Below are 25,874 nucleotides of genomic sequence, written 5' to 3'. Positions count from 1 at the left end.
CGGACCGATGGGGAAGACGGAGGAGGGGCGTTTCAGCCTTTGACCGCGCCCTGGAGAAGCGCCTTGATGAACTGGCGCTGGAAGATGACGTAGATCACGATCGTCGGCAGCATGATGATCAGCGCGCCCGCGAACAGCAGGGGGAGCTGGTTGAGGTACTGCCCCTGGAACGCTCCCAGGGCCCCGGCCATGGTGCGTTTGTCGGGATCGTCGACCAGGACCAGGGGAAGGAGGAACTGGTTCCAGGTCCACAGGAACAGCAGGATGGCCAGGGCGGAGAGGGCGGGCATGGCCAGTGGAATCTGGATGCGGCGGATCTCCTGGAAGGTGCTCGCCCCGTCGATCCGGGCCGCTTCGGAGAGTTCGGTGGGGACGCCGACGAAGTGCGCACGCATCCAGACGACACTGAAGGGCATGTAGAGCCCGATCAGCGGAAGGATGATCGCCCACTGGGTGTTGAGCAGTCCCATGGCGCTGATCTCGTAGTAGATCGGGATGATGATCGCTTCGAAGGGAATAGTCAGTCCCAGCAGGAGCAGGACGAACACGAAACTCCCGCCGGGAATGCGCAGGTTGCCCAGGGCGTAGCCGGCCAGCGTCGACAGGAGCAGGCTGAGCGGTACGACGCCGAGGATGATCAGGGTGCTGGAGCCGAGGAGTTCCCAGACGTGCGCGGTCCGGAAGGCGACGACGAAGTTGCCCCACTGGGGATCGCTGGGCCAGGAGAACCCGTCAGGGATGCGATCCGCGGGCTGCAGGGCTCCGGAGAGCATCCCGGCAAGCGGCAGCAGAGTGAGGATCAGGACGAGGACGAGGACGACGCGTCCGATGATCGCTTCCGTCTTGTTGACGACCATCAGTCGCGTTCCCTTCCCAGCAGTTGAATGGGCAGCACTGCCAGGAGGACGAGTGCGAGGAGGATGATGCCGAAGGCGGACGCCAGGCCGACTTCGCTCTGGGTGAAGGCGAGCCGGAAGATCGAGATGCCGGGGACGAGCGTGCTGGTTCCCGGACCGCCCTTGGTGGTGGTGTAAATGATGTCGAAGCTGCTCAGCGCGGCGATGACAGTGATGGTGACCAGCACCACGATCTCCTGCCGCAGCCCGGGAAGGGTGACGGTCACGAATTCTCGCCACCAGCCCGCCCCGTCGAGCCGTGCCGCCTCGTAGAGGGAGGCGTCGATCTTTCCGATGCCGGTGAGCAGCAGGATGGTGCACAGGCCGGTCAGCACCCAGGATCCGATGAGGCCGACGGCGGGCAGAGCGGTCCCGAAGCCCGCCAGCCAGGACCGCGAGAGGAAGCCCAGGCCGACGGAGTCGAGCATGGTGTTGATCGTGCCGGTCTGCGCGTACATCCACGACCAGGCGATACCGGCGGCCACCAGCGGGATGATCTGCGGAAGGAACAGCACCGTGCGGGCGACCGTGGCGAAGGGACCGGGCCGCATCGTGCGGATCAGGGTCGCCAGGGCCAGGCCGCCGGCAACCGGGATCACCGTGAAGAAGACGATGAGGACCAGCGCGTTGACGATCGAGATCAACAGCTCCGGATCGGTGAAGACCCGGACGTAGTTGTCGACGCCGACCCAGGTCGACGCGCCGATGCCGTTCCAGCGGTAGAACGAGTACTGCACGGCCGTGATCAACGGGTAGACCACGAAGGCGCAGAAGAACGCCAGTGCCGGCAGGACGAAGAGCCAGCCGATGACGCTCCGGTGGCGGGCCGCCCTTCGTACGGAGGGCCGGCCGGCCCGACCGGAGGACCTTCCGACGCCCGCAGCATGAGCGCCCACGTCGGGTCGCCGCAGTGCCGCGGTCGGCTTCGGGTCCTCATGCTTACGGACATCGTTGACCATCAGCCCGCCAGCTCCTTGGCGTAGTACTCCTGGATCGCCGCCACGAAAGCCTTGGGTTCCATGCGCCGGGTCAGCAGCTTCTGCTCATCCGGCTGGAAGGCGCCCGCGTAGATGCCCGCCGTGGTGTTGGCCATGAAGTCGACGAACCCGTCATCGGATCCGACCTTCGCCGACGCCGTGAGGGCCTGCGCGATCAGCGAACCGTCCTTCACCTTGGGCAGCTTCTGCGAGGGATCTCCCCCCGGGGAGGCGCCGGTGACGTCGACCACGATCTGACGGGCCTTGGGGTCGGTGTGGATCCAGTCCAGGAAGAACGCCGCCGCGTCGGCATGCTTCGCTTTGGCAGGGATGGCGAAGGAGTTGGCGGCGCCCATCGCCACGTGCGCACCACCGGCGGCAGCCGGAGGCGCCAGGACGAACCGGGCCGCGCCTTCCCCCATCGCCTTGTCGGTCTTCGCGGCGTCCCAGTTTCCGTCGAACATCAACAGACCCTTGCCCGCCTGGAAGTTGGACACCATCGTCGTGTAGTTGATCGCGTTCACGTCGGAGGGGAAGTACCCCGCGTCGGCCCACTTCTTGAAGGTCGTGGCGCCTCTGAGGCTGGCCTCGGTATCGAAGGTGGCACCGGGCTTGTTGAACATCCAGTTCACCAGGTCCGCCTTGTCCCCGTACTGGTTGATCAGCGACTGGAGCGCGAACGTGCCCACGCCGTCCTGCATTCCGATCTGCACAGGAAGGATCTTGGCCGCCTTGGCCTTGGCCATCCATCGCTCCAGCTCCGCGATGGTCGATGGTGCGCCGGAGAGCCCCAGCTGCTTGGCGTACTTCTGGTTCACGTAGATACCCGTGACGCTGTAGCCCAGGCCCATCTGGTACAGGGAGCCCTCGCCCCTGACTCCCTCGGCGCTCATCCGGGACGCGGCCAGCTGGCCGGCTGAGAACTTGTCCCACCCGTAGCCCTTGAAATACGGGTCGAGGTTGGTCAGGAGCCCGTCCTTGACGGTGTCCCCCATGGTGGGAAGCCGGATGAGGTCGGGCGCGTCGGCGCTGGCCAGGAGGCGTGGCGCGTTCGCGGTGAGGTTGGCGAAGCTGTCCCGGACGACCTTGAAGGTGACGTTCGGGTGCTGCTTGGTGAATTCGTCGGCCAGGTTGTCGGTGACGGGGAAGCCCGCTTCGTCCTGGATCTTGATCGTGATCTTGTCGGACGGGAGCTTCAGGCTCACCCTGCCCGATGCGGTCGGGCTCGCTTCCGGGGATCCCGGCGCACACCCGGCCAGGACGAGCCCGCTCACAGCGATCGCGGCCGTGACGGCCGGCCTCCAGCTCCTGAGCGATGCGGCTCTGCGTCCCTCACCGGGGCGGTTCGACTTGTGTGCCATGTAAAAGACTCCGTTGTCTGAGCGTGCTCCGTGGAAGATGCTCCTGCGCACCACAAGCGGGTGCCGCCGATGGCGGGGTTCGAGACCCCCGACAAACGGGCTAAACTGTCTGCTAAAAGCATTTAGCGCTGCTTATATTGGGACGCCGGATGTCCCCTGTCAAGGAGTCAGGGGTCAGGGCGTTGTGATTGTCTTGGGGGCGGCACGCACGCCGCCCCGTCGCGCCGCACGAGAGGAAGTCATGCCGCCCAAGCGCGTCACGCTCGCCGATGTCGCCCGCCGTGCCGGGCTGTCCCCGACCGCCGCGTCGATGATCCTCAACGGCAGGCCCGACTCCCGGCTCTCCGCCGACGCGCATGCCCGGGTCCACGAGGCGGCCACCGAACTCGGATACCGGCCGAACGTCGCGGCGCGCAGCCTGCGAACCGACAAGACCCTCACCATCGGGTTCATCTCCGACGTCGTCGCCACCACCCGCTTCGCGAGCGGCCTGATCCGAGGAGCACTGGACGCCGCGCAGCGGGCAGGGCATGTCATGCTCGTACTGGAGACCGGTGGCGACCCAGCACGTGAGTCGGAGGCGATTGGCGCTGTACTTGACCGTCAGGTGGACGGAATCATCTTCGCCGTCATGCGCGCCCGGGAACTGTTCGTGCCCGAGATCCCGTCGACCACGCGCGTCGTCATGCTCAACGCCACGAACAAGAAGCACCCCGTTTCCGTACTTCCCGACGAACTCGCCGGAGGTGCCTCAGCAGTCAGACTTCTCGCTGCCGCCGGCCACCGTGAAGGTATTGCCCTCATAGGGCACAACGCGGAAGCCGAGACGGGACTCTTCCGGTCCACCACCGTCGAACAGCGGATTTCCGGCATCCGAGCGGAGATGGCCAGACAAGGCCTGCAGTTCGCCACCGAGGAGTCGTGCTGGGACTGGGAGCCGCACCACGGCTACGACGTCACCCACGCCCTCCTCGAACGCCGGCGCGACATCCGAGCCCTGCTGTGCATGAACGACCGCCTCGCGTTCGGCGCGTACCAGGCCCTGGCCGATCACGGTCTGACCGTCCCGAAAGACATCTCCGTGGTCTCATTCGACAACGACGAACTCGCCTCCTACCTCCGGCCCGGCCTCACGACCGTCGGACTGCCACACGAGGCCATGGGCCGTGTCTCCGTCGAAATCCTCCTCTCCCCCAGCGCACCGTCCGGCAGCCGCCTGATTCCCATGCCGGTGATCGAGCGGACATCGGTCCGGCCCCATCCGCTCGATCATGCAACTGCCTGAGAGCCAGCTCGTTTTCGGAAGTCTGGGTGGCGGACGATCGGTGCGTCGATGGGGGTCTCGTCCAGTCCGGGCAGTTCGGCGGTGAACCGTAAGGGTGCTGGACGTCGACCGTGGGCAGCCGCACTCCGGTCGCCGGCGCGCGGGCAGGCGTCAGTCGGTGACGAGGTCGTCCGGGGCGGACCGAGCGAGTTCGGCCAGTGTGACCAGCGCCTGGGAGAGAACGTCGGTCTCCGGAGCGGCAAGCCCCAGCCGGATCGCGTTGGGAGCGTGGCTGTTGCCGACGGTGAACGCGGCGGCCGGCACCACTCCGATGCCGTGCCGGGCGGCGGCGGCGACGAAGGTGTCCGCGCGCCACGGGCGGGGCAGTTGCCACCAGCAGTGGTACGAGCGCGGGTCGCTCCGTACAGCGAAGCCGCCGAGGTACCGGGCCGCGATCTCCTGTCGTACGACGGCTTCCCGCTGCTTGGCCTGTACCAGCGCCTTCACGATGCCGTCCTGCTGCCAGTGGTAGGCCGCCTCCAGTGCGAAGCGCATGGGGGTCCAACCCCCCGAGCGCAGCGACGTGGCGATCTCGCCCACCAGGAAGCCGGGCGCCACCACGAACCCGAGGGTCAGGCCAGGGGCTACGCGCTTGGACAGGCTGTCGACGAGGACGGTCTGCTCGGGGGCCAGAGAGGCGAGCGGCGGCACTTCGTCGTGGAGGAAGGCCCAGATGGCGTCCTCGATCGCGGGGATCCCCAACCTCAACAGGACATCGGACAGATGCTCCACCCGTTCCCGCGGCATGGTGATCGACAGCGGGTTGTGCAGAGTCGGCTGCACGTACACGGCGTGCAGCGGGCCGCTGCGGTGGGCTTCCTCGACGGCCTCCGGGATCAGCCCTGCTGCATCCATGGCCAGGGGCACAAGGGTGATGCCGAGCCGCGTGGCGATGGCCTTGATCACGGGGTAGGTCAGTTCCTCGACGCCGAGCCGAGCGCCCGGCGGCACCAGAGCGGTGACAACGGCCGAGATCGCCTGCCTCCCGTTCCCCGCGAAGAGCACCTGCGCCGGGTCGGGGCGCCAGCCGCCACGCGCGAGCAGATCGGCGGCGGACTCGCGGACGGCCGGAACGCCGACCGCTCCGACAGGCCGCAGCGCATACCCGAGGACATCGGGACGCAACAGCCCGCCGAGCCCGTTGGCCAGAAGCGCGGCCTGCTCGGACACCACCGGATAGTTGAGCTCCAGGTCAATCCGGCTGCCTGCGGGTTCGGTGAGCGCGGGCGCGGATGCACGGGGGACCGCGCGGACGAAGGTGCCGCGGCCCACTTCGCCCAGAGTGAGACCCCGTCGGGCGAGCTCCTGGTAGACACGGGTGGCGGTGGAGCTGGCGATGCCGTGCTGCTGGGCGAACTTGCGCTGCGGGGGAAGTCTGTCGCCCGGCCGGAGGATGCCGGCTCTGATCTCCTCGGCCACCGTGTCGGCGACGCTCTGATAGTCCTTCACGGCGCTCTCCTCTCACCCACGGGCTTCCGCCATCCAACCACAACATTGCACCGAGTGCAATGGCGCATATTGCATCGAGCCATTGAAGGGCAATATGCTCGCAGCATTGCTCCGGGCCTAGCCCGTGCGCTGGCCGGGGAAACCCCCTGTTGGATGCACCACGAGAGCGCGCGACTGCCGGAAAGGAGTCCTGCCAGCAGTGAACACAACCGCACGGCCTCGGTCTCCGCTCGGCCGGACTCCCCTGCTGCTGCCCGACTGTGACCGGTGCGGATTCACCTCCAGCCGGGTAAGGCACGACACGGTCGTCGGCCTGCTGCGGAAGTACGCGGCGGAATGGCAGTGGGTCCTGACGAGGCCAGGGCTCGATGGCCGGCGCGTGGGAGTGCCTCACTGGTCACCACTGGAACACGGCTGCCACGTCCGTGACATGTGTCTCCTGTTCCACAAGAGGCTCGATGCAATTTTCGGAACCACACCGATTGCGCCGGATCACCGCACCACGCCGGATGTCGGACCGGTCACAGAAAGCCCGGACAGCGTCCGGCGCTACCGCGACGAGGCACCACGTCAGGTGGCGGAGGAACTGGGGTGGGCCGCCGAGGCGCTGGCCCGCCGCCTGGCCACGCTCGCCGACGACGACGACTGGGACCGCGACGGCACGTGCCTGGCCGACTCGCGACTCACCGTCGATTTCTTCACCCGTCATCTCCTCCACGACATCGCTCACGACCTCGCCGAGGTACGGCGCGGTGATCGTTCCGACAGGGCGCGTCCGGAGACGGCGGCAAGTCATAACAGCGAATGAGGGAGTTTCATGGTTGAACTGAGCGGGGTCCTCGGTGTGATGCTGGTGGCTCTAGGAATGGTGCTCACCCCGGGCCCGAACATGGTCTATCTCGTCTCACGCAGCATCACCCAGGGCAGGCGCGCCGGGATCATCTCCCTCGGCGGTGTGGCCCTGGGCTTCATCGTGTATCTACTTGCCGCAAACCTCGGACTGTCGGTCGTCTTCATCGCCGTGCCCGAGCTGTACTTCGCAGTGAAGCTGGCCGGCGCGGCATACCTTGCCTACCTCGCCTGGAACGCGCTGAAGCCGGGCGGCATCTCCGTCTTCACCCCGCAGGATGTCCCGTACGACTCGCCGCGCAAGCTATTCATGATGGGACTGATGACGAACCTGCTCAACCCGAAGATCGCCGTCATGTACCTCTCGCTCATCCCGCAGTTCATAGACCTGGAGAAAAGCCACGTACTCCTCCAGGGCATCGCGCTCGGCTCGATCCAGATCGTGGTCAGCGTCGCAGTCAACCTCACCATCGTCCTGGCAGCCGGAACCATCGCCGTCTTCCTCTCACGCCGCCCCTCCTGGCTCAAGGTGCAGCGCTACGCCATGGGCACGGCGCTCGGCGCGCTCGCCATCTCGCTGGCCCTCGACACCTCAGGTCCGGCCAAGTCGAGCTGACGGCACGGCACATGAGGGCGGTCCGGTGGCCGACCTGGGCTTTACTGCCCCAGGGACAGGAATTCCGCGTGTTCCCCGAGAGGGATGTTTCGCGGTTTCATCCGGTTCGTGATGTGGCTCGGGCGAGGCTGTGTTGTCAGGCCCTTCGGGTCACGTTACGGGCGGGCCTGGGCGAACAGGCCGGTCTCGGTCGCGGTCTCGGTCTCGGTCTCGGTCTCGGTCTCGGTCTCGGTCTCGGTCAGGATGCGTCCGAGTTCCGGGGCAGGATCAACGGTGCGTAGGTCACATCGTCGAGCCGGCAGTGCTCGCCCTATCTCGGCCTCGGCACGGACTTTCCAGTTGTCACCGGAAGCCGGCAGAACCCCGGGGTCGGAGTGGAGCAGCAGGACGACGTCTTCTCCAGCGCGGCGGCAGTCCGGTCCCGGGCCACTCGGTCGGTGCTGAGCCTCATCGGGTGTGTGCCTTCGGCGCCGTTGTCTCTGGAACGACCAGCCGGAAGGTGCAACCTTCGCCCGCTCCGGTGTCGAGTTCGAGTCGCCCGCCGTGCGCTTCGGCGATGGTGGAGGCGATCGCCAGATTCCAGCGAGCGGCGAGATCGGTGATTCAGTACGGGGTGCGCTCGTCGACCTTGATCTCCATCACCGACATGTGCGGCGGGATGGTGAACCGGTTCTGCGGGGTGGGCCTGCTCGACCGGGACGAGATACTTCAGCTCGAACCGGTTGAACGCGTGCAGCCTGCTGGCAACCTGCAGCGGCTGCTTGCCCTCCTGAGCCGAATCCCCTTGGACCGGTTGGACCGGGGCCTTCCACGATGCGGCCACCTCGGTTTCGCACCATGCGCCTCCTTCGTCGTACGAGCCGGACCGGCTGACATCGATACGCAACCAACGACGCTTGAGTAGCGCCTGAGAATGCCGGGTCAATTGAAGGAGGATGTGAAGTGACAACGAAATGAACACTGACCACACCGGCTTCTTGTCGACCGGTCATCGAGGGTCGTCACGGACTCCATCTCCAGATGATGGAACGCAACGAGCCGCAGTCCCTGTACTTCACGGCCGCACCAGATGCGGCGCGGCCTCGCGGGGCAGTTCTTCCGAGGATCGGTGGTGTCGGGGACTCTGACCGAAGAGGTCGGCAGACTCACCGGGCTCAGCGTCAATCTGCTGGGATGAAACCGTTCTGTACGTGTGGGTCTGAGCCCGCTTCGGGCACGTGTACCCGACGCTGAGAACCTGGCCTTACAGCTGACCCAGAGTCCTGGCTGTGCGGACTGGCAAGACCGACGCGCCGCTCGGCGCTGCCGGCGGACGCCACGGCCTGATCATCTGCTTCGTGACCGTCAAGGGTGTCATCGGCGTCTGAGGCATTTATGGCCGGGAGCACCCGCCGGCAAGACGTTGGGACATGTAGCCGAGACGGAAGGCTATTCTGCGGCTCATTCGATCTCTCTAGGGTTGAGGGCATCAAGCAGGATGCCGAGCCGGACATCAACCGGTCGAACCAGGGAGAGTTACCGTGCGCGCAGTGTTCCAGAAGTCTTTCGGTGGCCCCGAGGTCCTTGAGGTCGTGGAGACCGAGCGGCCGAAGCCGCTGCCCGGCGAGGTTCTCGTCAGGGTTCACGCCAGTGGGGTCAACCCTGTGGACGTGTTCGTCAGGTCCGGCGCCTTCCCACTGATCGGTGAGCCGCCGTTCGGCGTGGGCTGGGACATTTCCGGGGTGGTCGCGGAGGCCGGCCCCGGCGCCAGGTTCGAGGTGGGTGACGAGGTGTACGGGATGCCCTTCTTCCCCCGCGCCGCCACCGGGTACGCCGAGTACGTCGCCGCACCGTCCCGCCAGGTGGCTCGCAAGCCCGCCTCGCTCGACCATGTGCACGCCGCCGCCGTCCCCCTCGCGGCACTCACGGCCTGGCAGGGCCTGGTACAGGCGGCAGGCGTCAAGGAGGGCGACCGGGTACTGATCCACCGGGCAGCCGGTGGTGTCGGCCACTTCGCGGTGCAGATCGCGAAGGCACACGGCGCCCATGTGATCGCCATGGCCAGTCCGGCCCGGCACGACTTCGTCCGCGGTCTCGGCGCGAACGAGGTCATCGACTACCGGACCACCGACTTCACCGAGGCCGTCAAGGACGCCGACGTGGTCTTTGACTCCACGGCCCAGGGCGATCTCTCGCTCGGTGTGCTGCGCCCCGGCGGCGTACTCATCAGTATCGTGGAACACGCCGACCCGGACCTCGCCGTACGCGTCGAGGCCGCTGGGCGGCGCTTCGCCGGCATTTCGGTCGAGCCGGACTACGCCGCGCTCGAAGCGATCGCCGACCTGGTCGACGCGGGCCTGATCCGCCCGCACGTTGAGGAGACTTTCCCGCTGGAGGAGGCTGGTAAGGCACATGAGCTGGTCGCCTCGGGACACGTACAGGGCAAGATTGTCCTGACGGTCTGACGCCGACGGGCCGAACCAGGGAGAGCAAGGCGGAATGGATATCCTCACCGAGGCGCTGGCCTCGATGCGCACCGGGCACCCGGCATCCGTACGGACAAACGGCCGCGCCCCCTGGGGCGTACGGCTGCCGCCAGTCGCAGGCGCCGGGTTCCATGTGGTGCTGTACGGGACCTGCTGGCTGGTCCCCCTCAATGACACACCACCGCATCTGAAGCCGATCCCGCTGAGCCCCGGTGATGTGATCTTCCTGCGCAGCGGGCGGGGCCATATCCTCGCCGATCACCCCTCCACCCCGGCCGTGGAGGCCACGGCGGAGCAGATCCAACAGGGATCACCGATCGGCTCGCTCACGCTCGGTGGCAGGGGCCCCGAGACCAGCCTCCTGTGCGGCGACTACCGCCTGGACCAAAGCCGCCCGCACCCCCTCGTGCGCCACCTGCCCGAAGTGATCCATCTACCGACGCGGCACGGCCGCCATCCGGAGTTGAGCGCCGCCGTCCAACTCCTCGGATCCGAGCTGGAAAACCCACGCATCGGCTCGGACGGCATCGTGCCCAGCCTGATCGACTCGCTGCTCCTCTACATCCTGCGGGCCTGGCTGGACGATCAGCCCACGACCGCCGCCCGGGGGTGGGCCGCGGCCCTGGGCGACTCGGCGGTGGCGCCTGCCCTGTCGGCCATTCACGACGACCCCTCGCTCCAGTGGACGGTCGAATCACTGGCCGAGCGGGCAGGGCTGTCCCGCGCCGCCTTCGCCCGGCGGTTCGCCTCACTGGTGGGCGAACCGCCGATGGCCTATCTGACCCGCTGGCGCATGACGACCGCCGCCCGTCTGCTGCGCGAGTCCAACGCCTCACTGACGACGGTCGCCGCCCGCACCGGATACGGCTCGGAGTTCTCCTTCGCCAAAGCATTCAAGCGGGAGTACGGCCTGGCCCCGGGCGGCTACCGGCGCCAGACCAAGGCTGCCTAGCGTCCTGCGCGAGTAGTTGAGCGTCGATTGTCACGTGGCTTCTTGAACCGCCCCGGGTTCGGTAGAGACCTCAGATTGTGGTTCAACTCGGTTTCGTAGAGGCCGATCGCGCTCTCCATCAGGGCATTGTCGTAGGCATCGCCGACCGAGCCGATGGAGGCGGCGATGCCGGCGGCGTCCAGATGCTCGGCGAGCCTGAAACTCGTGTACTGCGACCCGGCGTCCGTGTGATGGATCAACTCGCCCGGCTGTATGGGGTTTTGGTCGCGGTCGCGTTGCCTTTCCGCCAGGTCCATCTGGAGGACATGGGCCGGGTCCACACCCGCAAGGTCTGCTCGATCGACGACGAGTTCGTGCCGCAGGAGGAGATCGGCAAGGGCTACGAGCTCACGAAGGACGATCTCGTCGCGGTCACCGATGAAGAACTCGACGAGATGCCCCTGCCCGCCGCGAAGGCCATCGAGATCGTAGCGTTCGTCGACGCCGACAGCATTGACCCGATCCGGATCAGCGACAGCGTACGGCTGGGGCTGCTCCGGGTACGCGACGACGCGATCGTGCTGCACGCGATGCGGAGGCCCGGCGGGATCCGCAGCCCCGAATCCCTCAAACCGAAGGACGTCGACCTGGACGAAGAGGAGATCGAGCGGGCCGCGGCCGGCTCACCGGCCTGTCCGGCGCTGATGCCCAACGCGGTTCGGCGATGTCCGCCGTCGGAGGCCTGCGTGGCTCCGAGGGTTCCGGCTCGTTGAGCAGCTGGAAGCGACCACAACGTCGTCCAAGCCGCTGGCCGCGCCTTGGGCCCGGTGGCGGGCGCTGACTGTCGAAGCAACGCGGATGAGGACCGATACCGAAGAGGGAAACCATCTACGCCACCAAACCGGAGCTGATGCGCCCCGCATCGGTACGGGCCGTCGCCGTACGTCCTACAGCCGCCGCAGGCCCGCGTACTGGAGCACGCCCATCGCCGCCACCACCAGGGCCTGGAACACGATCCAGACATTTCCCGCGCCCGTGGCGGTCAGCGCGTCCACGGCCACCACACCGGCCACCGCCCACGCCGCGTTCAGAGCGATGACGACGCCGACCGCCCTGCGGCTGATGTCCTCCCGGCGGGAGACGGCCAGCACCCACAGGGCGTACACCGTGAGGAACACCCCGACCGGGTAGAGCACCGAGCGAGGCACGCCGAGGAACGGGTCCAGCACCGTGGCGAGCACGAGGTAGCCGATGCCGTTCGCCCCGGTGAGGATCACGTCCGCGACGAGGGCAAACCGGAGCAGACGGTCGGAGCGGGCGGTGTCCGCTGGCCGGACCGCACTCGCGTTCTGGGACGACATCATAAGGTCTTCCTTCCGTTGTCATGCGGTCGCGAAGGAGAACGCATGCCTGTCCGGGAACGGTAGGGGCGGTCACGGTGCCCGCTCAATTACCTCTGGGGTAATCGTCGGCCACGGAAAGGAGGGAGGGGGAGCCGCGACCGGCTCCCCCTCCGGCCCCTTCTGCCGGCCCGTCAGCGCGCAGTGTCCGCCACCTTCAACGTGATCTAACGAGCTGGTGCACGCTGATGATCCTGGGACGCCACCAGCAGCCCACCGCACGGCCTCACTGATCGTCACCGGGCCGGCAGCAGCCGGGAAGACCACCGCGCTGCTCCACGTGGGGCGCGCCTGTCACCTCGCCCACACCCAGCAGCACCCGCCGGCCGCCACCACGCATGCACCGGTGCCGGTCGCCTACGTCCTGGTCCCGCCCGCGGCGAGCGCGAAAACACTCGCGACGGAGTTCGCCCGCTACCTGGGCGTCCCTGTCACCACCCGCATGACGCAGGCCCAGATCACCGACGCCGTCTGCCACACCTACAACCGTGCCGGCGTGCGCCTGGTCCTCATCGACGAGATCCACCGGCTCAACCCCCGCACCACGACCTGCACGGAAACCACCGACCTGCTCAAAGACCTCACCCAACGCATCAGGGCGACGTTCGTGTACGCGGGCATCGACGTCACCAGCACAGCGTTGTTCGGCGGGTACGCGGGGCACAACTCGCCGGGCGGGCCTCCCTCGTGGCATGCGGGGCGTTCCCGGCACAGCTCGGGACACGCGAACCGTTCCGCGAACTGATCGCGGGGGTCGAGGCAGCACTCGATCTCCGCGCGCACCGGGCAGGGACACTTGCCCGCCACGCCTCATACCTCCATCAGCGGACCGCAGGCCGGATCGGGAGCCCCACCCGGCTGATCCGTCAAGCCGCGATCACCAGCGTCCTCGACGTCACTGAACGCATCACCAAAACATCTCTGGAAGCCATCCGTCTGGACCACCTCGCCGAAACTCATCACCACACCGCACGAGGCCGTTCACCCAACCCCCCTTGACCAGGCAAAACGCCCCTGACCAGCAAAAACACAGACACTGCCATTACGAGTTGGGGCGTGATAGTAGGCGGGGCGTGTCTCGCCTGGCCGTGGCCTGTTCTCAGGCGTTGTTGGTGCGGTCGGATCCACGGCTGCGGCGACTTCTGGTCCGTCCGCACGGCCGCTGAGGTGCTACTCGGTATCGGGGCATGGCCGGGCCCGGCCGGCTCTCCGGGGCGAGTTCGGTGGGTGCTGTGGTGGGATTGACGGCGTGGCTCCCTCACGCACCATTGCTGGTGGTGCGTGGGGGCCACGTGGCGGTGGAGGCGCCTCACGGTGGGAGCTGAAGGTCCGGTGTTGCTGCCGGGCACGATGCGTCCGGCCTACTGAACAGACTGGGAGGTCGTGGCCGATCGGCTGCAGTACTACGGGCTCAGCCGGGTCTCCGCCCTGACCGGTCTCGACGTGATCGAGTTGCCGTTGTGGACGGCGATGCTGGCCGCCTCGGGGACGCTGTGCACGGCCCAGGTCACCGGAGAGCATCACCGCGCTGGGCCACAACGGCCCTCATGGGCGGCTGCGTCGGCCGTATGACCCGTTCCAGGTCTTGTTCCAGGCGCTGAGCGACCCCCCGAACGTTGGAAGGAACATCGCCCCTTTCTTGGACAAGTCGGTCGTAGATCGGGGTCTCGCGAGACATTGAATTTCTGCCTTCTCGTTCTGGTCTGCGGGAGGGGGAGGTTGTCGTTGTACTCCCCGCACCCGCAGCATCGCCTTGACTCAAGCTATGGATGCAGGCTCCAGCCGGTCCAGGGGCGCCCCCCGTCGCTTCCCGGCCGCGAGGGCCGCACTCACTTGCGGGCGACGAAGCCCCACTGATCGACAGGTTCAATGCCTTCGTCGCCTCGGGTCGGACGCCACAGGGAAATGGACCCGAATCCCGGGGCGACCAGTTCCATCCCGTCCGCGCTCGCGAGGATCTCCTCGGGCTGGCGCACCAGGTAGGGCGGGGTGTCCCCCTCTGCGTATGCCTTCTGGGCGGCCAGCGTCTGTGGTGTGGCGATCGTGTCGCAGAGCACCAGATAGCTGCCTGCTGCGGTACCGGCCATGTATCGGCGCATGAGGTCGATGCCGGCCTGGGGATCGACGTGCCCCAGGGTGGAAAGGACCATGACGGCTACCGGTTGAGTCATGTCCAGGGTCTGTGCGGCTTCGTGGAGTACCTGTTCGGCGTCGAGCATGTCGGCGTGGATGTAGTTCGTCATGCCGTCCGGGGCGCTCTTCAGGAGGGCTCGGGCGTGGGCCAGGACCAGAGGGTCGTTGTCGACGTAGACGATGCGTGCCTTGGGCTGGACGGTCTGCGCGACCTCGTGGGTGCTGTTCTGGACAGGGAGCCCGGTCCCGATGTCGAGGAACTGGGTGATTCCCGCTTCGCCTGCCAGGTATCGGACTGCTCGGGTCTGGAAGGCGCGTGAGGCCAGGGCGAGATCCCGTGTCTGGGGGTAGCTCGCGATGACCTGGTCCCCCAGTGCCTGGTCCACCGGATAGTGGTCCTTGCCGCCGATCCAGTAGTTCCAGACTCGGGCCGAGTGGGGTACGCCGCTTTGGAACTGGCCTTCGAGTTCAGGGTTGTTCACGTGCGTGCTCATTTCTTGTCACAGGTGTGGCGGTGGGACTGGCTTCAGCTTGCAGACCAGAGGGTTCGCGAGTCGCTCCGTTGCAGAGTGCCGATGCGAAAGCTGAGTTCCTGCGTGGCCCGAGAGTCGTCTCGGTCGGCGCGGCGGATGAACGAGCCCAAGGTGTGAAGGTCGCGCATCCTGATCAGCACGGGGAGCCCGGGCCAGTCCGTGAGATCGTAGCCGTACTGGTCGGTGAAGTCGTGTCTCCGTTCGGGGGTTGCGGCCGTACCCGACGCCCTGGAGCGTTTTTGCGAGGCCGAGTTCGCGGGGCCCGGTCGCGGCTTCGTCCCAGTCGCCGGATGCGCGAGCGGTTCAACGGCCGGGAATCCCCGAGAGTTGAGTCATTGCAGAAGCACCGAGCGGAGAGCGCGTCTCCGAGACATGCCCTCACCTGGGGTAACAACGGGTCGTGCCCGGCAGGGGAGCAGCCAACAAGTCAGCGGGTGGGACGGGTCATCACAGTGAGCACCGGCGACGCCGGCGACGGCTGGCTCTGCCCGAGGTCGCGGTATCCCCACGACTCGTACAGTCGGTGGACCGCCCCGTCGCCGGCCGCCTTGTTGACCATGAGGGTGACAAACGATTTGTCGTCGCGGATGGTGAGCAGGTCGTCGTGCCGACCGCCTGGCAGCTGCAGCAGACCTCCACCCCGGCCGAGGCGTTGGGAGTGCTGGACCAACGGCTCACGGCCAGCACCTTGTACGTGCTGGTGGCCCAACACGCGGTCGCCGAGGCAGGCGTCATCCGCCACCAGCCGGAGCACTGCCCGACGCTGGAGCGAGCCGACCTCCACGAAGCGATCCCGCTGGCCAAGCACCTCGTCCCGAATCTGTCGGACTGCAAACTCGACACGCTGCCGGCGCAGTTCGGTATCCGACAACCGCCGGACCGGCACCGCGCATATGCCAACGTCGATGTCACCGCTCAGGAATTTCACCGGCTCATCAGCGCCGCCGTCAAGAACCCGCAGCTCGGTGGTTGCGGCTCTGGTGAAGACCGCGGGGCGTACCACCGTGACCAGCAGGCCCGTCCAGGAGGGCTGTTCAATGCCTGACTGCCCGGCACACGAGGTATCCGTTCGACTGGGCCGAGACAGGACGGTGCGCATCGTTGATGAAGAAAGGCAGGAGTTCGCCAAGTCACCCTTCTGGTTGGACCCGTTGTGTCCGTGTGCGTGGATCACTTCGCGCTGGCTTCTGGAAGTCGAGAAGGTTCAGCTGGTGTGCGTCCCGGGCACGCGGCCCTGAAACGACCGCTGGTCGGGTCAGCAGGCCTGAGCCGGTGTGCTGATCGCTTGCGCGATGCGGTGTCCGACAAGCCCCTCGGCCAGATCCAGCGGGTACCAGTCGGCGCCGCGGCCCGGGAGGCGATCCTGATGATGCCGCTCCCATCGAGTACCGCTCGGGTTCCGTCCTCCCTCTCACCGACAGCCGCTTCGTCAAGATCGTCACCATGTTCGCGCCCGAACCGACCCAGGACCCGATCCATTTCGACGGCGGGCCCCTGCCCGCCCTCGAATCGGCGCCTTGGGAACCCCTCCTCACCGTCAAGGGGGTCAGGACTGCGGCTGGGTGGAGGGGATGGGTGGAAGCCACGCGGAGGTGTTATGGCGGAAGCTGTACCCGGCAGGGACGATCTCGGAGCCGCCGTCCAGCGCCGAAACGCAGATCCCGAGGTACTCCTCACCGTCGGCCGCCGCGCCGAGCGGCGTGCTGCACACGGGGCAGGACCAGCGCTCCATCGTGGGCCAGGACCGGTACGAGCGAGGTGTCCCGGGCCCGGTCCAGCTGAAGTCGGTCCGGCGGAACCCGACCCAGGCCATGAACGGGCCGCCGGACAGGCGGGAGCAGTGGGGACAGGCACACAGATGAGGGTCGTAGGGCTCTCCGGTCGCTTCGAAGCAGATATGGCCGCAAAGGCAGCCACCAGTGGAAAGCCCTTGGGCGGGTGTGAGGTTCGGCATGGGGTTCCTCGCTTTCGGGTCAGGGGAGACGGGGGTGCCGGCCCTCCGCTACGGGCCGGGCCGGCGGTCGGGGCTTCGGGGCGGCTGAAGCGCCACGGGGTGGGCAGCCTGGCACGCCTGTCCGGTGGCTGTGGTGCGACCGCGCGGAATCGGGCCATTGCCGTCCCCGTGCTCCTCCCAGGCGCCCGCAGTTGTCGAGCAGTTGCTGCCGGGATCGGCCAGGTCTTCAGGTTGGCCGGAACCCTTCGGGGCACGCGGCCGAACGGGCGACCATCCATCGAACGAGGGCGTTTCAAATGCCCCGCGCCGCACGCCCGGCGCGAACAGCGGTATTCGCACAGACATCCAGGATTCCCCTCGCCGTCACCCGTTACGGCGAGCCGGGAGCCCCGTTTCTAGAGCACACGTGCCACATCGATGCCCAGACGGAGGACGCCATGTACCCCAGCCCCGCCCCCACGAATCAGCCTCCCGGAATCGAACGTCGCGGCGCGATCACGCTCGACGTGGACAGCGTCCGAACTTCAGCAGGCCCGTATGCGGGGTGGGAAGCATGAGCGAGCCCACAGATGCGTCAGCCCGCAAGGTGCCAGGACCGCGCACCACCGATCACGGGAACGCCGCAGCCACGACAACCGGTCGGCCAGAAGGTGATAGGGGCTTCGCGTCCCCCGGGACCGGGCCCGCATCCGACGACGGCTCCGCCCCACAGATGCGGTACGTCGACCTGACCGGCAGCCGTGAAGCGGCCGGGCGTTCCATCCGGATGCGCGACATGGCCCGACGTCTGCCCCAACTGGTGCGCCGCTCCCTGGCCCTGGCTTGGCAGGTCGACCGGCGGGCCACCATCGGCCTCCTGCTGTGCCAGGCCGTCGCCGGTGCGATGCAGGCCCTGGGCCTGGTCGCCATCGCCGGCGCCCTGACCGCGCTGCTGAGCAGCGGAGACGTCTACCACCGGCTTCTTCAGGCGTGGCCGTCGGTGGCCCTGCTGGCGGGTGCCTCCGGTGTGCGTGCGCTCCTGGGTATCACTGTCAGCTGGCTGTCCTCCCGGCTGGGCCCGCTGATGTCGCGCGAGGCCGAGCAGATGCTGCTCACCGGCTGCGCCGGAGTGGAACTGTGTGCCTACGACGAGCCCGACTTCAACCGCGACCGCGAGGCCGCCGACCGGGGGGCTCAGGTCACCGGGGATCTGATCGACGAGGGCCAGGACCTGATCGCGTCGAGTGCCGGTTTCCTCGCCGGGGCCGTCGTGCTGGCCGGTGTGCACTGGGTCCTCCTCCCGCTCCTGGTGGCGGCCAGTCTTCCGCAGGCCCTGGCTCAGGTCAGTGCCGCCCGGGTGCGGTACCTGGCGAACCTGCGCAGCAACGGTGACAACCGGATGCTGTCGGTGCTGCGGTGGCACATCTTCACGAGGGAGGCGGCCGACCAGATCCGTGCCGGCACCATGGCCGGTTTCCTGTCCGGCCGGTACCGGCAGACGGTCGCCCGGATCAACCGCGAGGACCGGGCCGCGGCCGACACCGGTGCCCGTATGTCCCTGGTCGGTGCGCTGTGCGGAGGCGTGGGCTCGGCGGTGGTGTGGTCGGCGGTCGTGTGGCTGCTGGCCAACGGCCGCATCAGTGTCGGGCACGCGGGGACGGCCGTCTTCGCTCTTCAGACGGTCGGACAGTCGGTCCGGGGGCTGGTGGCCGTCGGGGCGCGCGCCGTGCGTACGGGCCTGTACATGGATGACTGGAGCGGTTTCCTGGACAAGGCCGGCGGGTTCCGCCTGCGCCGGGGTTCGCACCGTCCGGAGGCGCCGCAGGAGATCGTGATCAGGTCGGCAACCCACCGTTACTCGGGCAAGGACGGCAACGCGCTGTCCGACGTGTCGCTGACCTTGCGCCGCGGTGAGGTCACCGCCCTGGTCGGATTCAACGGGTCGGGGAAGTCCACACTGTCGAAACTGGTCAGCGGTCTGTACCTGCCCAGCGACGGGCAGGTGCTGTGGGACGGCGTACCTACCGGCGACGCCGACCCCCAGGCGCTGTGGGAACAGGTGGCCCTGGTGCCGCAGGACTACGCCCACTGGCCACTGACCGTGCGCGAGAACGTGACCCTGGGGCAGCCCGCGGCTCGCGGTGACGTGGCAGTGCGTGAGGCGTGCGAGGCTTCCGGCGCCGATGAGGTCGTCGACAAGCTGGGCGCCGGCCTGGACACGCTCCTGGCCCGTGAATGGCTCAATGGGGAGGAGCTCAGCGGAGGTCAGTGGCAGCGCATCGCCCTGGCAAGGGCGTTCTTCCGGGAGGCCGGGCTGCTGGTCCTTGACGAGCCGACCGCGAATCTCGATCCCCGCGCGGAGTACCGGATCTTCCAGCGGCTGCGGGACCTGGCCCGGGACCGGGTGGTGCTGCTGGTGACCCATCGCATCACCAACGTCGCCGTGGCCGACCGGATCGTCGTGCTCGATGAAGGCAGGGTCGTTCAGGAGGGCACATACCAGCAGCTCGCCCAGCAGCCCGGACTGTTCCAGCAGTTGCTGTCCTACCAGGTCTCGTCCGAGCCGGACGGCGAGAAGGATCTAGGATCCGCGAGCTCGTGAGCATTTCCGTGTGACCATGAGCAGGGTCCGAGCAGATTCGGGCGATGGTGAGCACTGGTGACGTTCAGAAGCGATCACTTGTCGGCCTTCTGTGGTCTTTCGGCTGAGGTGGGGTGGCTTCCTTCATACGGTCCAGTGCATGGCGGTAAGGAGTTCGGGCAAGGAACGGAGTCGGGACCGGGTTCCCATGGTGTCGGTCCGGTACGTGGACGGGTCGACGTGCGACATCCCGTTCGCGCGGCTGCGGGCGGCGGACTTCGCGGAGTCTCAGCCGTGGCGTCGGGTACGGTCCGTTCACGGCATGCTGCACCACTCGGGAGATTACGCGTCGGCGACGACCGGTCAGCAGGTCGTCCATGAGAGCCGGTTGGAGCTGGCCCGGCTGCTGCTGGCGGACTTTGACCCGGACGTGGCGGATATCTTCGCGCAGCCGTGCCGCGTGGTGGCCCCTGTTGACGGTCGTGTGCGCAGCCATGTGGCGGACTTCTTGCTGATCACGCGGTCGGGGACGGTGCGCGTGGTCAACGTCAAACCGGCGGAGCGCGCTCAGGATCCGAAGATCGCAGAGGCGCTGGCGTGGCCGGGGCGGCTGGTCGAGCGGCACGGCTGGAAATACGAGGTCTGGACCGGCGCGGATTCGGTGCTGCTGGAGAACGTGCGGTTCCTGGCAGGCTATCGGCATCCCGGCATCGTGCCCGCCGAGGAGATCGAGCGGGCCTGGCGTGAGGTCTTTGACGGCGAGGAGTTGGCCGTCGCTGAGCGGCACCTGGCGGGCGGCGGCCCGAGGGAAGCGGCGCGGCCGCCATTGATGGCCCTTTGTGGTCTGGGCGGCTGACTACGGACCTGACCAGGCCGCTGTCCGGCGAGTCCGTCCTGCGGAGGTGTGGATGAACGAGTGGACTACGTCGCTGCGGACGGGGCTACCGATCGCCTACGACGGCGAGCAGTTCACCGTGGCGGAGATCGAGGGCCGTCGGATCCTGTTGCAGCAGACCGGGGTGGTCGGGGCGCCGAAGCTGCGGCAGGTGGATATCTCGGCGCTGCTGGCACACCCCAGCACGGAGATCCTTGTGCCGGCCCCGGCAGCGGAAGCAGCAACGGCGGCGGCTGTCCTGGGTGGCCTGACCGACGACGAGGACGAGGAGCTGACGCAGAAGGTCCGGCACGTGCAGGAGGTGCTGACCGGATACCGCCTTGGCGACGCCGTCCTCGCCCTGGACGGGGAACCGCGGGAGGACTACGCGCCGGGGACCCCGATGCTGCATCGCTATGCCGCCAAAGCCGCGGAGCTCGGGGTCGGGGAGAGCACGATTCGCCGCTGGATTGCCGCGTTTCGCACGGCTGGTCCGGCTGGGCTGGTGTACGACCGCCCTGCGCGCAGTGTCGTGGAGCGGGCCGATGCACGCTGGGTGGAGATGGTCCGGTCGGTGCTGGACAAACGCGTCAAGGCTAGCCGGCCGGTACGCGACCTGATCCTGGCCGAGATCGCGGAACGCCTGGTGAAGGAGTACGGGAAAGGCACGGTCCCGCTGCCGGGCCGCACCACTGGCTATGAGTTACTGAAGCAGCTTTCCAAGGGGACGAACGCGTTCGAGGGCAGCACGAAGGGCAAACGGTCGATCGCCAACGCTCCGCAGGGCCCCTACGGGCGGCTGCGGGCGACCCGTCCGGGCGAGTACGTGGTGCTGGACACCACCCCGCTGGATGTGTTCGCGATGGAGCCGGTCACCTGCCGCTGGGTGCGCTGTGAACTCACCGTCGCCATGGATCTGTGCAGCCGCTGCATCGTTGGCCTGCGGCTGACCCCGGTGTCCACGAAATCGGTGGATGTCGCCGGGGTGCTGTTCGAGACGGTGCGGCCGCGCGAGGGCTCCAAGGCCGGTCCGTTGCCGTACTGCGGAGTGCCGTCATCGAGGGCGTGCGCTACAACGGCGACGCCCTCAACGACTACCGCAACCAGCCCAGCCCGTATCGCCGGGTCGACGCCGGGAAGTGGCCCATCGCCGTCGACCCCGGCGACATCACCAAGGTGTACTTCCAGGACCCGCAGAGCCGAAAGTGGCATGCGCTCGCCTGGGAGCACGCCCCGGCCGTGAACGGACCGGTCAGCCGCGAGGCATTGGCCTACGCGCGCAAGCTCGCCAAGCGCACCCATCGGTTCCCGGACACCCAGCGGGCGCTGATCGAGCTGCTGGACCGGTGGGGCGTGGGGCTGACGAGCGACAACACCGAGCGCCGTATGGCGCTGCGGCTCTCCCAGCAGCGGCTGCGCCTGATCGGCGAAGACGACGCACCCGCCGACGAGGACGTGGTCGCCGCGCTCCCGTCCCTGCGGCGGCTGGCGGAAGCCGGGGGCCGGGAGCCCCTCCCGCGGAAGCAGGTCCGTCCTTGCACGTCGTCGACGACGACGCCGTGCCGCCCGGCGGAGATGACGACGAAAGCGACGAGATCGACGCCGCTTTCCCCGGGGAGGAAATCGAGGTCGTACCGGGCGAGGACGACTATTACGCCGATGTGTGGGAGACCCGTTGACCGCGCCGGGGGAGGACGCCGACGGCGAGCCGTTCGAGGGCGATGACCGCCAGTACAGCCCGACCCGGCTGTCCGGCTGGCTGGTGGAGGTCTTCGCCCCGGACCGCGTCCAGCCCGATCAGCTGACCCGGGCCCAGCTCGGCGAGCTGTCGTCGCGGGCGCTGTTGGAGCACAACGACCGGCGCGAGGTGTGGCACGCCAACATCGGCCCGATCGACACGCCGCAGCTGCTGGCACTGCTTGCGGACCTTGCCGAGATCGTGGAAGCCAATCGCCAGGACGGCGACAAGACCAAGCCAGCCGCCCTCGTGGACGCCTATCCAGGGCTCGGCAAGAGCACGGCGGTACGCGCCTACGGCCGCGCTCTGTACCGCAAGCAGGTCGCGCTGCGCGGCGAGACCACAGCGGCCGGGGACCGCCGCGTTCCGGTCATCTACATCGCCCTGACCGGGAACACCTCCGTCCGCGGCCTGAACGCCTCCATCTGCCGCTTCTACGGGTTGCCGACGTCCGGGAACGCGGACATGCTCGCCGAGCGGGCCGTGGACGCGGTGCTCAGCATGAACACCATCGCGATCGTCATCGACGACGTGCACTTCATGTCCGGCTCGAACAGTAACGCGGTCCGGATGGCCAACCAGCTGAAATACCTGGCTAACGTCTTCCCCGTCACCCTGCTCTACATCGGCGTCGGGGTGCGGCAGCGCGGTCTGCCGCGTGAGGGACTGTCCCCGCAGCAGGCGCTGCTGGCGCAGTTCGGACGCCGTACCACCCCGCTGACGCTGCTGCCGTTCCAGGTGGAGGACACCGCCGGTCGCCGCCAGTGGCGCACGTTGTTGAAGACGATCGAGAAGCAGCTGGTGCTGGCGGACAAGTACCCGGGCATGCTCGCGAGGGACCTCTCCGACTATCTCTACTCACGCTCCACAGGGCACTTCGCCTCCCTGATGACGTTGATCAACCGCGGCTGCCTACGCGCCATCCGCTCCGGGCACGAGCGGCTGGACTTGAACCTGATGGACCAGGTCAAGAACGACGCCGCCGCCGAAGACGCCCGGCAAGAACTCCAGGCGGCGATCGAGGCCGGACTGCTGACCACCCGCCCGGACGACGGCGAGCAGCCCCGGAAGTCGGCATGAGCATTTGGACCCCGGGCAGGATCCCGATCGCCCTGATGCCGATGCCCGGCGAGGCCCTGGACAGCTGGATCAGCAGCTACGCGCGCCGACTGCGCACGACGGACCGGGGCCTTTTGCACCACATCGGGCTGTCCGCCGCCCGCGTCGACCACATGCTGCTACGGCTGACCGAGCCAGAGACCCACGCGCTGCACAAGAGCACAGGCATTCCCGCCGAGGTGCTGCGGGCCATGACGCTCGACTCCTACAACAGGTTCGCGGTCAACATTCCGCCGGGCCGCCGCCAGCTCGAGCGGCCGCCGGCCTGGGCCTTCCGCAGCAGCCGCACCCGCTACTGCCCCGCCTGCCTGCGCGAGAACGACGGCCGCGGGCCGCTGCTGTGGCGACTGCCGTGGGCCTTCGCCTGCACCCAGCACCAGCTACTCCTGGCCGACTTCTGCCCCGACTGCGGCCGCCCGCCCCACCCGTGGAAGATCAGCTTCACGGGACCCCGCGACATCGGCGCCTGCACACGCGACCGACTCGACCACGCAGTCAAGGGCCGCAGGCGCCCTTGTGCCACCGACCTGTTCCACGCCCCGGCGAACGCCCTTCCCCCCGACGGTCTGGTACTCCGCGCACAGCACCGTGTGGCCGGACTGCTGGCGGCCGCGCCGGACCAGAGGCCACAAGCCCTGATCGAACTCAAACAGCTCTACGCCCTGGCCTGGCGGGTGCTGCGCGGCCTGCGGACCAACCTCGACCAGGCGCCCCACCTCGTCCACACCGTCATTGACGAATGCGGCGGCACGTTCCCATCTTCCTTCCCGGACGGCAGCGGACAGTCGGCCTACCACCTGTCCGGCAACAGCAGCAGCCGCCGAAGTGAGGATGCTGCCAGCCTTCAGACCCACCACGTCGCCGCAGGTACGGCCCTGGCCCAGGTGGCGCTCCGTGGCGGACACCCCGAGCATCAGCGGCTCTTCGAATGGATCGTGCAATCGGACCACCCGTCGGCCGCGCGCGACCTCAACCTCGGTGAACTGGCCCTCCGTTGGCGCGACAGTGGCCCGGACCTGTTCGCCCGCGTGATGTCCTACCAGGATCCGCACACGCTCCTGCATAATCGGCTGCGCTACGCCAGCGCCACCCCCATCCCCCGACGGCCCGACCGCAGCAGAGCGGACATCCACCGCCGCGCCAGCATGATCCCCGCGATGCTCTGGCCTGGATGGGCCCTGCGCCTGCTGCCTGTCGACCTTCTGCGATCACAAGGCCGCGTCTTCCGTGTCGACGCGTTCCGCCATGGCTGCTCCAGCCTCCTCCTCGTCCCGGGCGGGCCGTCCGACCTGCCATACGTACGCGCCGCGCCGCTGCTGGGCAACGTACGCGCCGCCCGCGACCGCGAAAGCGTCGAGCAGCGCGTTTACCGCGACCAGGACCTCGCCCCGCTGGCCTCCACGCTCGCCCAGCTCGCCCGCGCGCTCGACGAACACGGCTCACCCATCGACTACGCCCGCCGCCGCACCACTTTCACCGAGACCACCGTTGAGCTGAACCCCGACGCCTACCGGCGCCTGATCCTCCAGCACGGCTGGCTGGCTGGCGGCGAGCACCGCCAACAGGTGATGCGCTGGTACCTGCTGCTGTTGCTGACCGGGCACAGCCCGCCCGCGCCGCAGGGAGCCGCCACCCGCTTCGCCTGGAGCCGCACCAAATTCCGCTTCCGCGCCCCGCTGCCGCTGCGCGCCTTCCTGCATGAGCAGGCGGAACAGAACCTGGCGGCACACGGCATCGACGAACCGGTGACCTGGGAGCCTCCCGCCCACTGGGTCCGCGACGTCGACTGGCCGGGCATCGCACCCGAGCGGGTCAATTCCGCCAGGCTCAGTGCCGCCCTCGACGGCAACGACACGATCGCCCCGGTCACCGAGGCCACCGGGATGACCGCAGAGCACCTCCGCCTCTACTTCGAAATCGACGACACCGTCACCGGCCCGCCGGACCAGCTCCTGGGCAAGATCCGCGCACCAGACCCCGCCACCCGAGCCGCGGTACTCGCGCCCCGCCGGCTGCGTGAGCTGTACGTCACCGAACGGAAGACCACTGTGGAGATTGCCAGCATGGCCAAGTGCGCGGCCACCACCGTCCGCGACCTCCTCGCCCTCGACAACATCCCGCTGCGTACGGCCGCCCCGCCCGAGTCCTTTCGCGCCTGGTTTCGGCGTGAGCACGTCGAAAAGCGGCGGCCCATGAGGGAACTGGCACGCGAAGCTGGCATGAGCACCGGGAGCCTGTCGCGGAAGGCACGCCGGTGCCGCATCGCCATCCACCCCCGGGCGGCTACAACGGTCTCGGCCACCTCGGCCTTCCTCCGCAGCTCTCACCGGCGATGCAAGCCGTCATCGACGGCCGCGAAGCCCTGGACCGGCTGCGCACCATCGCCCGGGTCGCAGGCCACAACAGCATTCCTGCGGCCGCCGACAGCTTCTACGGCGGCAGGCACACCACCCTCGCCGCCCGCATCCGCGCAATCGAGCACAGGGCCGGCTTCCGCATCATCGACCGGGACACCCGCCCCCTCGCACCCACACCCCGCGGACGCGACTTCCTGCGAGAAGCACAACAGATCCTGCGTATCGCAGACGACGCCGAACTACCCCGGCACGATCCGCCGTGACGCAGAGCCGGGTGCCGCAGTTGGTGTCGCGAAGGAACTGGACCTGACCATCCAACAGCTGCGCCTGCTGCTGGA

Annotated in this window: 21 protein-coding genes and 5 pseudogenes; 17 read left to right on the top strand and 9 right to left on the bottom strand. The window is 68.0% G+C overall.

Annotation, left to right across the window (positions count from 1 at the left end; genetic code table 11):
* Positions 1-32: 32 nt before the first annotated feature.
* The 3 genes from ABZ622_RS31445 to ABZ622_RS31435 are packed head-to-tail and all read right to left on the bottom strand — an operon-like array spanning position 33 to position 3,078.
* Entirely contained in the window at positions 33-857 is an 825-nt protein-coding gene (locus tag ABZ622_RS31445; protein ID WP_360548983.1) for a carbohydrate ABC transporter permease, read from the bottom strand.
* Positions 857-1,855, bottom strand: a complete 999-nt coding sequence (locus ABZ622_RS31440) for a sugar ABC transporter permease (protein WP_360548981.1) — start codon at positions 1,853-1,855, stop codon at positions 857-859. The genes ABZ622_RS31445 and ABZ622_RS31440 overlap by 1 nt, the downstream gene beginning before the upstream one ends.
* A complete protein-coding gene (locus ABZ622_RS31435; protein ID WP_360548979.1) occupies positions 1,855-3,078 on the bottom strand; it encodes an extracellular solute-binding protein in 1,224 nt (407 codons plus the stop codon). Before ABZ622_RS31435 ends, ABZ622_RS31440 begins: the two co-directional genes overlap by 1 nt.
* 397 nt (positions 3,079-3,475) lie before the next feature.
* On the opposite strand from ABZ622_RS31435, the gene ABZ622_RS31430 reads away from it, so the two are divergent.
* Positions 3,476-4,519 carry a LacI family DNA-binding transcriptional regulator gene (locus ABZ622_RS31430; RefSeq protein ID WP_360548977.1) on the top strand — a complete coding sequence of 348 codons (1,044 nt, stop codon included), beginning with the start codon at positions 3,476-3,478 and terminating at the stop codon, positions 4,517-4,519.
* Positions 4,520-4,669: 150 nt separating this feature from the next.
* On the opposite strand, the gene ABZ622_RS31425 is transcribed toward ABZ622_RS31430, so the two are convergent.
* The gene (locus tag ABZ622_RS31425; RefSeq protein WP_360548975.1) at positions 4,670-6,007 is read right to left on the bottom strand and encodes a PLP-dependent aminotransferase family protein; all 1,338 of its coding nucleotides are present in this window, start codon (positions 6,005-6,007) and stop codon (positions 4,670-4,672) included.
* 124 nt (positions 6,008-6,131) lie between these two features.
* On the opposite strand from ABZ622_RS31425, the gene ABZ622_RS31420 reads away from it, so the two are divergent.
* The 5 genes from ABZ622_RS31420 (at position 6,132) to ABZ622_RS31400 (ending at position 10,889) form a co-directional block, all read left to right on the top strand.
* Positions 6,132-6,815 carry a DinB family protein gene (locus tag ABZ622_RS31420; RefSeq protein ID WP_360548973.1) on the top strand — a complete coding sequence of 228 codons (684 nt, stop codon included), beginning with the start codon at positions 6,132-6,134 and terminating at the stop codon, positions 6,813-6,815.
* Between the two features lie 9 nt (positions 6,816-6,824).
* Complete coding sequence (locus ABZ622_RS31415) at positions 6,825-7,472, top strand: LysE family translocator (RefSeq protein ID WP_360548971.1); 648 nt, start codon at positions 6,825-6,827, stop codon at positions 7,470-7,472.
* Positions 7,473-8,028: 556 nt separating this feature from the next.
* Entirely contained in the window at positions 8,029-8,376 is a 348-nt protein-coding gene (locus tag ABZ622_RS31410) for a hypothetical protein (protein ID WP_360548969.1), read from the top strand.
* A 616-nt stretch (positions 8,377-8,992) separates the two neighbouring features.
* Positions 8,993-9,916 carry an NADP-dependent oxidoreductase gene (locus tag ABZ622_RS31405; protein WP_360548967.1) on the top strand — a complete coding sequence of 308 codons (924 nt, stop codon included), beginning with the start codon at positions 8,993-8,995 and terminating at the stop codon, positions 9,914-9,916.
* Positions 9,917-9,950: 34 nt separating this feature from the next.
* Complete coding sequence (locus ABZ622_RS31400; RefSeq protein ID WP_360548965.1) at positions 9,951-10,889, top strand: AraC family transcriptional regulator; 939 nt, start codon at positions 9,951-9,953, stop codon at positions 10,887-10,889.
* A gap of 83 nt (positions 10,890-10,972) precedes the next feature.
* Here the strand turns inward: ABZ622_RS31400 and ABZ622_RS31395 are convergent.
* A pseudogene (locus ABZ622_RS31395) lies at positions 10,973-11,128 on the bottom strand (IS3 family transposase); the annotation flags it as partial.
* Positions 11,129-11,161: 33 nt separating this feature from the next.
* Here ABZ622_RS31395 and ABZ622_RS31390 point away from each other — a divergent pair.
* Positions 11,162-11,542, top strand: a pseudogene (locus ABZ622_RS31390) (Ku protein); the annotation flags it as partial.
* Between the two features lie 273 nt (positions 11,543-11,815).
* Here the strand turns inward: ABZ622_RS31390 and ABZ622_RS31385 are convergent.
* Complete coding sequence (locus tag ABZ622_RS31385; protein WP_360548963.1) at positions 11,816-12,232, bottom strand: hypothetical protein; 417 nt, start codon at positions 12,230-12,232, stop codon at positions 11,816-11,818.
* A 224-nt stretch (positions 12,233-12,456) separates the two neighbouring features.
* Here ABZ622_RS31385 and ABZ622_RS31380 point away from each other — a divergent pair.
* Positions 12,457-13,267 (top strand): annotated as a pseudogene (locus ABZ622_RS31380) (ATP-binding protein).
* Between the two features lie 384 nt (positions 13,268-13,651).
* On the top strand, positions 13,652-13,840 hold the full coding sequence (locus ABZ622_RS31375; protein ID WP_360548961.1) for a hypothetical protein: 189 nt from the start codon (positions 13,652-13,654) through the stop codon (positions 13,838-13,840).
* Positions 13,841-14,097: 257 nt separating this feature from the next.
* Here ABZ622_RS31375 and ABZ622_RS31370 read toward each other — a convergent pair whose 3' ends face one another.
* Entirely contained in the window at positions 14,098-14,895 is a 798-nt protein-coding gene (locus tag ABZ622_RS31370; protein WP_360548959.1) for an SAM-dependent methyltransferase, read from the bottom strand.
* A gap of 466 nt (positions 14,896-15,361) precedes the next feature.
* Positions 15,362-15,554: pseudogene (locus ABZ622_RS31365) on the bottom strand (GNAT family N-acetyltransferase); the annotation flags it as partial.
* Positions 15,555-15,592: 38 nt separating this feature from the next.
* Here ABZ622_RS31365 and ABZ622_RS31360 point away from each other — a divergent pair.
* Positions 15,593-15,979, top strand: a complete 387-nt coding sequence (locus ABZ622_RS31360) for a hypothetical protein (RefSeq protein WP_360548957.1) — start codon at positions 15,593-15,595, stop codon at positions 15,977-15,979.
* A 501-nt stretch (positions 15,980-16,480) separates the two neighbouring features.
* On the opposite strand, the gene ABZ622_RS31355 is transcribed toward ABZ622_RS31360, so the two are convergent.
* On the bottom strand, positions 16,481-16,888 hold the full coding sequence (locus ABZ622_RS31355; protein WP_360548955.1) for a GFA family protein: 408 nt from the start codon (positions 16,886-16,888) through the stop codon (positions 16,481-16,483).
* A 712-nt stretch (positions 16,889-17,600) separates the two neighbouring features.
* On the opposite strand from ABZ622_RS31355, the gene ABZ622_RS31350 reads away from it, so the two are divergent.
* The 7 genes and pseudogenes from ABZ622_RS31350 (at position 17,601) to ABZ622_RS31320 (ending at position 25,799) form a co-directional block, all read left to right on the top strand.
* Positions 17,601-19,469, top strand: a complete 1,869-nt coding sequence (locus tag ABZ622_RS31350) for an ABC transporter ATP-binding protein (protein WP_360548953.1) — start codon at positions 17,601-17,603, stop codon at positions 19,467-19,469.
* Between the two features lie 139 nt (positions 19,470-19,608).
* Entirely contained in the window at positions 19,609-20,304 is a 696-nt protein-coding gene (locus tag ABZ622_RS31345; protein ID WP_360548951.1) for a TnsA-like heteromeric transposase endonuclease subunit, read from the top strand.
* A 52-nt stretch (positions 20,305-20,356) separates the two neighbouring features.
* Entirely contained in the window at positions 20,357-21,565 is a 1,209-nt protein-coding gene (locus tag ABZ622_RS31340) for a helix-turn-helix domain-containing protein (RefSeq protein WP_360548949.1), read from the top strand.
* Positions 21,566-21,857: 292 nt separating this feature from the next.
* The gene (locus tag ABZ622_RS31335; protein ID WP_360548947.1) at positions 21,858-22,001 is read left to right on the top strand and encodes a hypothetical protein; all 144 of its coding nucleotides are present in this window, start codon (positions 21,858-21,860) and stop codon (positions 21,999-22,001) included.
* A complete protein-coding gene (locus ABZ622_RS31330; RefSeq protein ID WP_360548945.1) occupies positions 21,998-23,140 on the top strand; it encodes an ATP-binding protein in 1,143 nt (380 codons plus the stop codon). The genes ABZ622_RS31335 and ABZ622_RS31330 overlap by 4 nt, the downstream gene beginning before the upstream one ends.
* Positions 23,137-23,556: pseudogene (locus ABZ622_RS31325) on the top strand (TniQ family protein); the annotation flags it as partial. The gene ABZ622_RS31330 and the pseudogene ABZ622_RS31325, both read left to right, overlap by 4 nt.
* A 1,955-nt stretch (positions 23,557-25,511) precedes the next feature.
* The gene (locus ABZ622_RS31320) at positions 25,512-25,799 is read left to right on the top strand and encodes a LysR family transcriptional regulator (protein ID WP_360549007.1); all 288 of its coding nucleotides are present in this window, start codon (positions 25,512-25,514) and stop codon (positions 25,797-25,799) included.
* Positions 25,800-25,874: the final 75 nt, after the last annotated feature.

The sequence above is a fragment of the Streptomyces sp. NPDC007164 genome, from assembly GCF_040634135.1.
Taxonomy (GTDB): domain Bacteria; phylum Actinomycetota; class Actinomycetes; order Streptomycetales; family Streptomycetaceae; genus Streptomyces; species Streptomyces sanglieri.
The sequence above is the reverse complement of the archived record's forward strand: the minus strand, read 5'-3'. Positions and strand labels throughout refer to the sequence as shown.

What these genes read in the sequence shown, in the direction of transcription:
- ABZ622_RS31445 (WP_360548983.1), bottom strand. Translation starts at nt 857, where the DNA reads ATGGTCGTCAACAAGACGGAAGCGATCATCGGACGCGTCGTCCTCGTC.
- ABZ622_RS31440 (WP_360548981.1), bottom strand. Translation starts at nt 1,855, where the DNA reads ATGGTCAACGATGTCCGTAAGCATGAGGACCCGAAGCCGACCGCGGCA.
- ABZ622_RS31430 (WP_360548977.1), top strand. Translation starts at nt 3,476, where the DNA reads ATGCCGCCCAAGCGCGTCACGCTCGCCGATGTCGCCCGCCGTGCCGGG.
- ABZ622_RS31415 (WP_360548971.1), top strand. Translation starts at nt 6,825, where the DNA reads ATGGTTGAACTGAGCGGGGTCCTCGGTGTGATGCTGGTGGCTCTAGGA.
- ABZ622_RS31410 (WP_360548969.1), top strand. Translation starts at nt 8,029, where the DNA reads ATGGTGGAGGCGATCGCCAGATTCCAGCGAGCGGCGAGATCGGTGATT.
- ABZ622_RS31400 (WP_360548965.1), top strand. Translation starts at nt 9,951, where the DNA reads ATGGATATCCTCACCGAGGCGCTGGCCTCGATGCGCACCGGGCACCCG.
- ABZ622_RS31385 (WP_360548963.1), bottom strand. Translation starts at nt 12,232, where the DNA reads ATGATGTCGTCCCAGAACGCGAGTGCGGTCCGGCCAGCGGACACCGCC.
- ABZ622_RS31370 (WP_360548959.1), bottom strand. Translation starts at nt 14,895, where the DNA reads ATGAGCACGCACGTGAACAACCCTGAACTCGAAGGCCAGTTCCAAAGC.
- ABZ622_RS31355 (WP_360548955.1), bottom strand. Translation starts at nt 16,888, where the DNA reads ATGCCGAACCTCACACCCGCCCAAGGGCTTTCCACTGGTGGCTGCCTT.
- ABZ622_RS31350 (WP_360548953.1), top strand. Translation starts at nt 17,601, where the DNA reads ATGCGGTACGTCGACCTGACCGGCAGCCGTGAAGCGGCCGGGCGTTCC.
- ABZ622_RS31345 (WP_360548951.1), top strand. Translation starts at nt 19,609, where the DNA reads ATGGCGGTAAGGAGTTCGGGCAAGGAACGGAGTCGGGACCGGGTTCCC.
- ABZ622_RS31340 (WP_360548949.1), top strand. Translation starts at nt 20,357, where the DNA reads ATGAACGAGTGGACTACGTCGCTGCGGACGGGGCTACCGATCGCCTAC.
- ABZ622_RS31320 (WP_360549007.1), top strand. Translation starts at nt 25,512, where the DNA reads ATGCAAGCCGTCATCGACGGCCGCGAAGCCCTGGACCGGCTGCGCACC.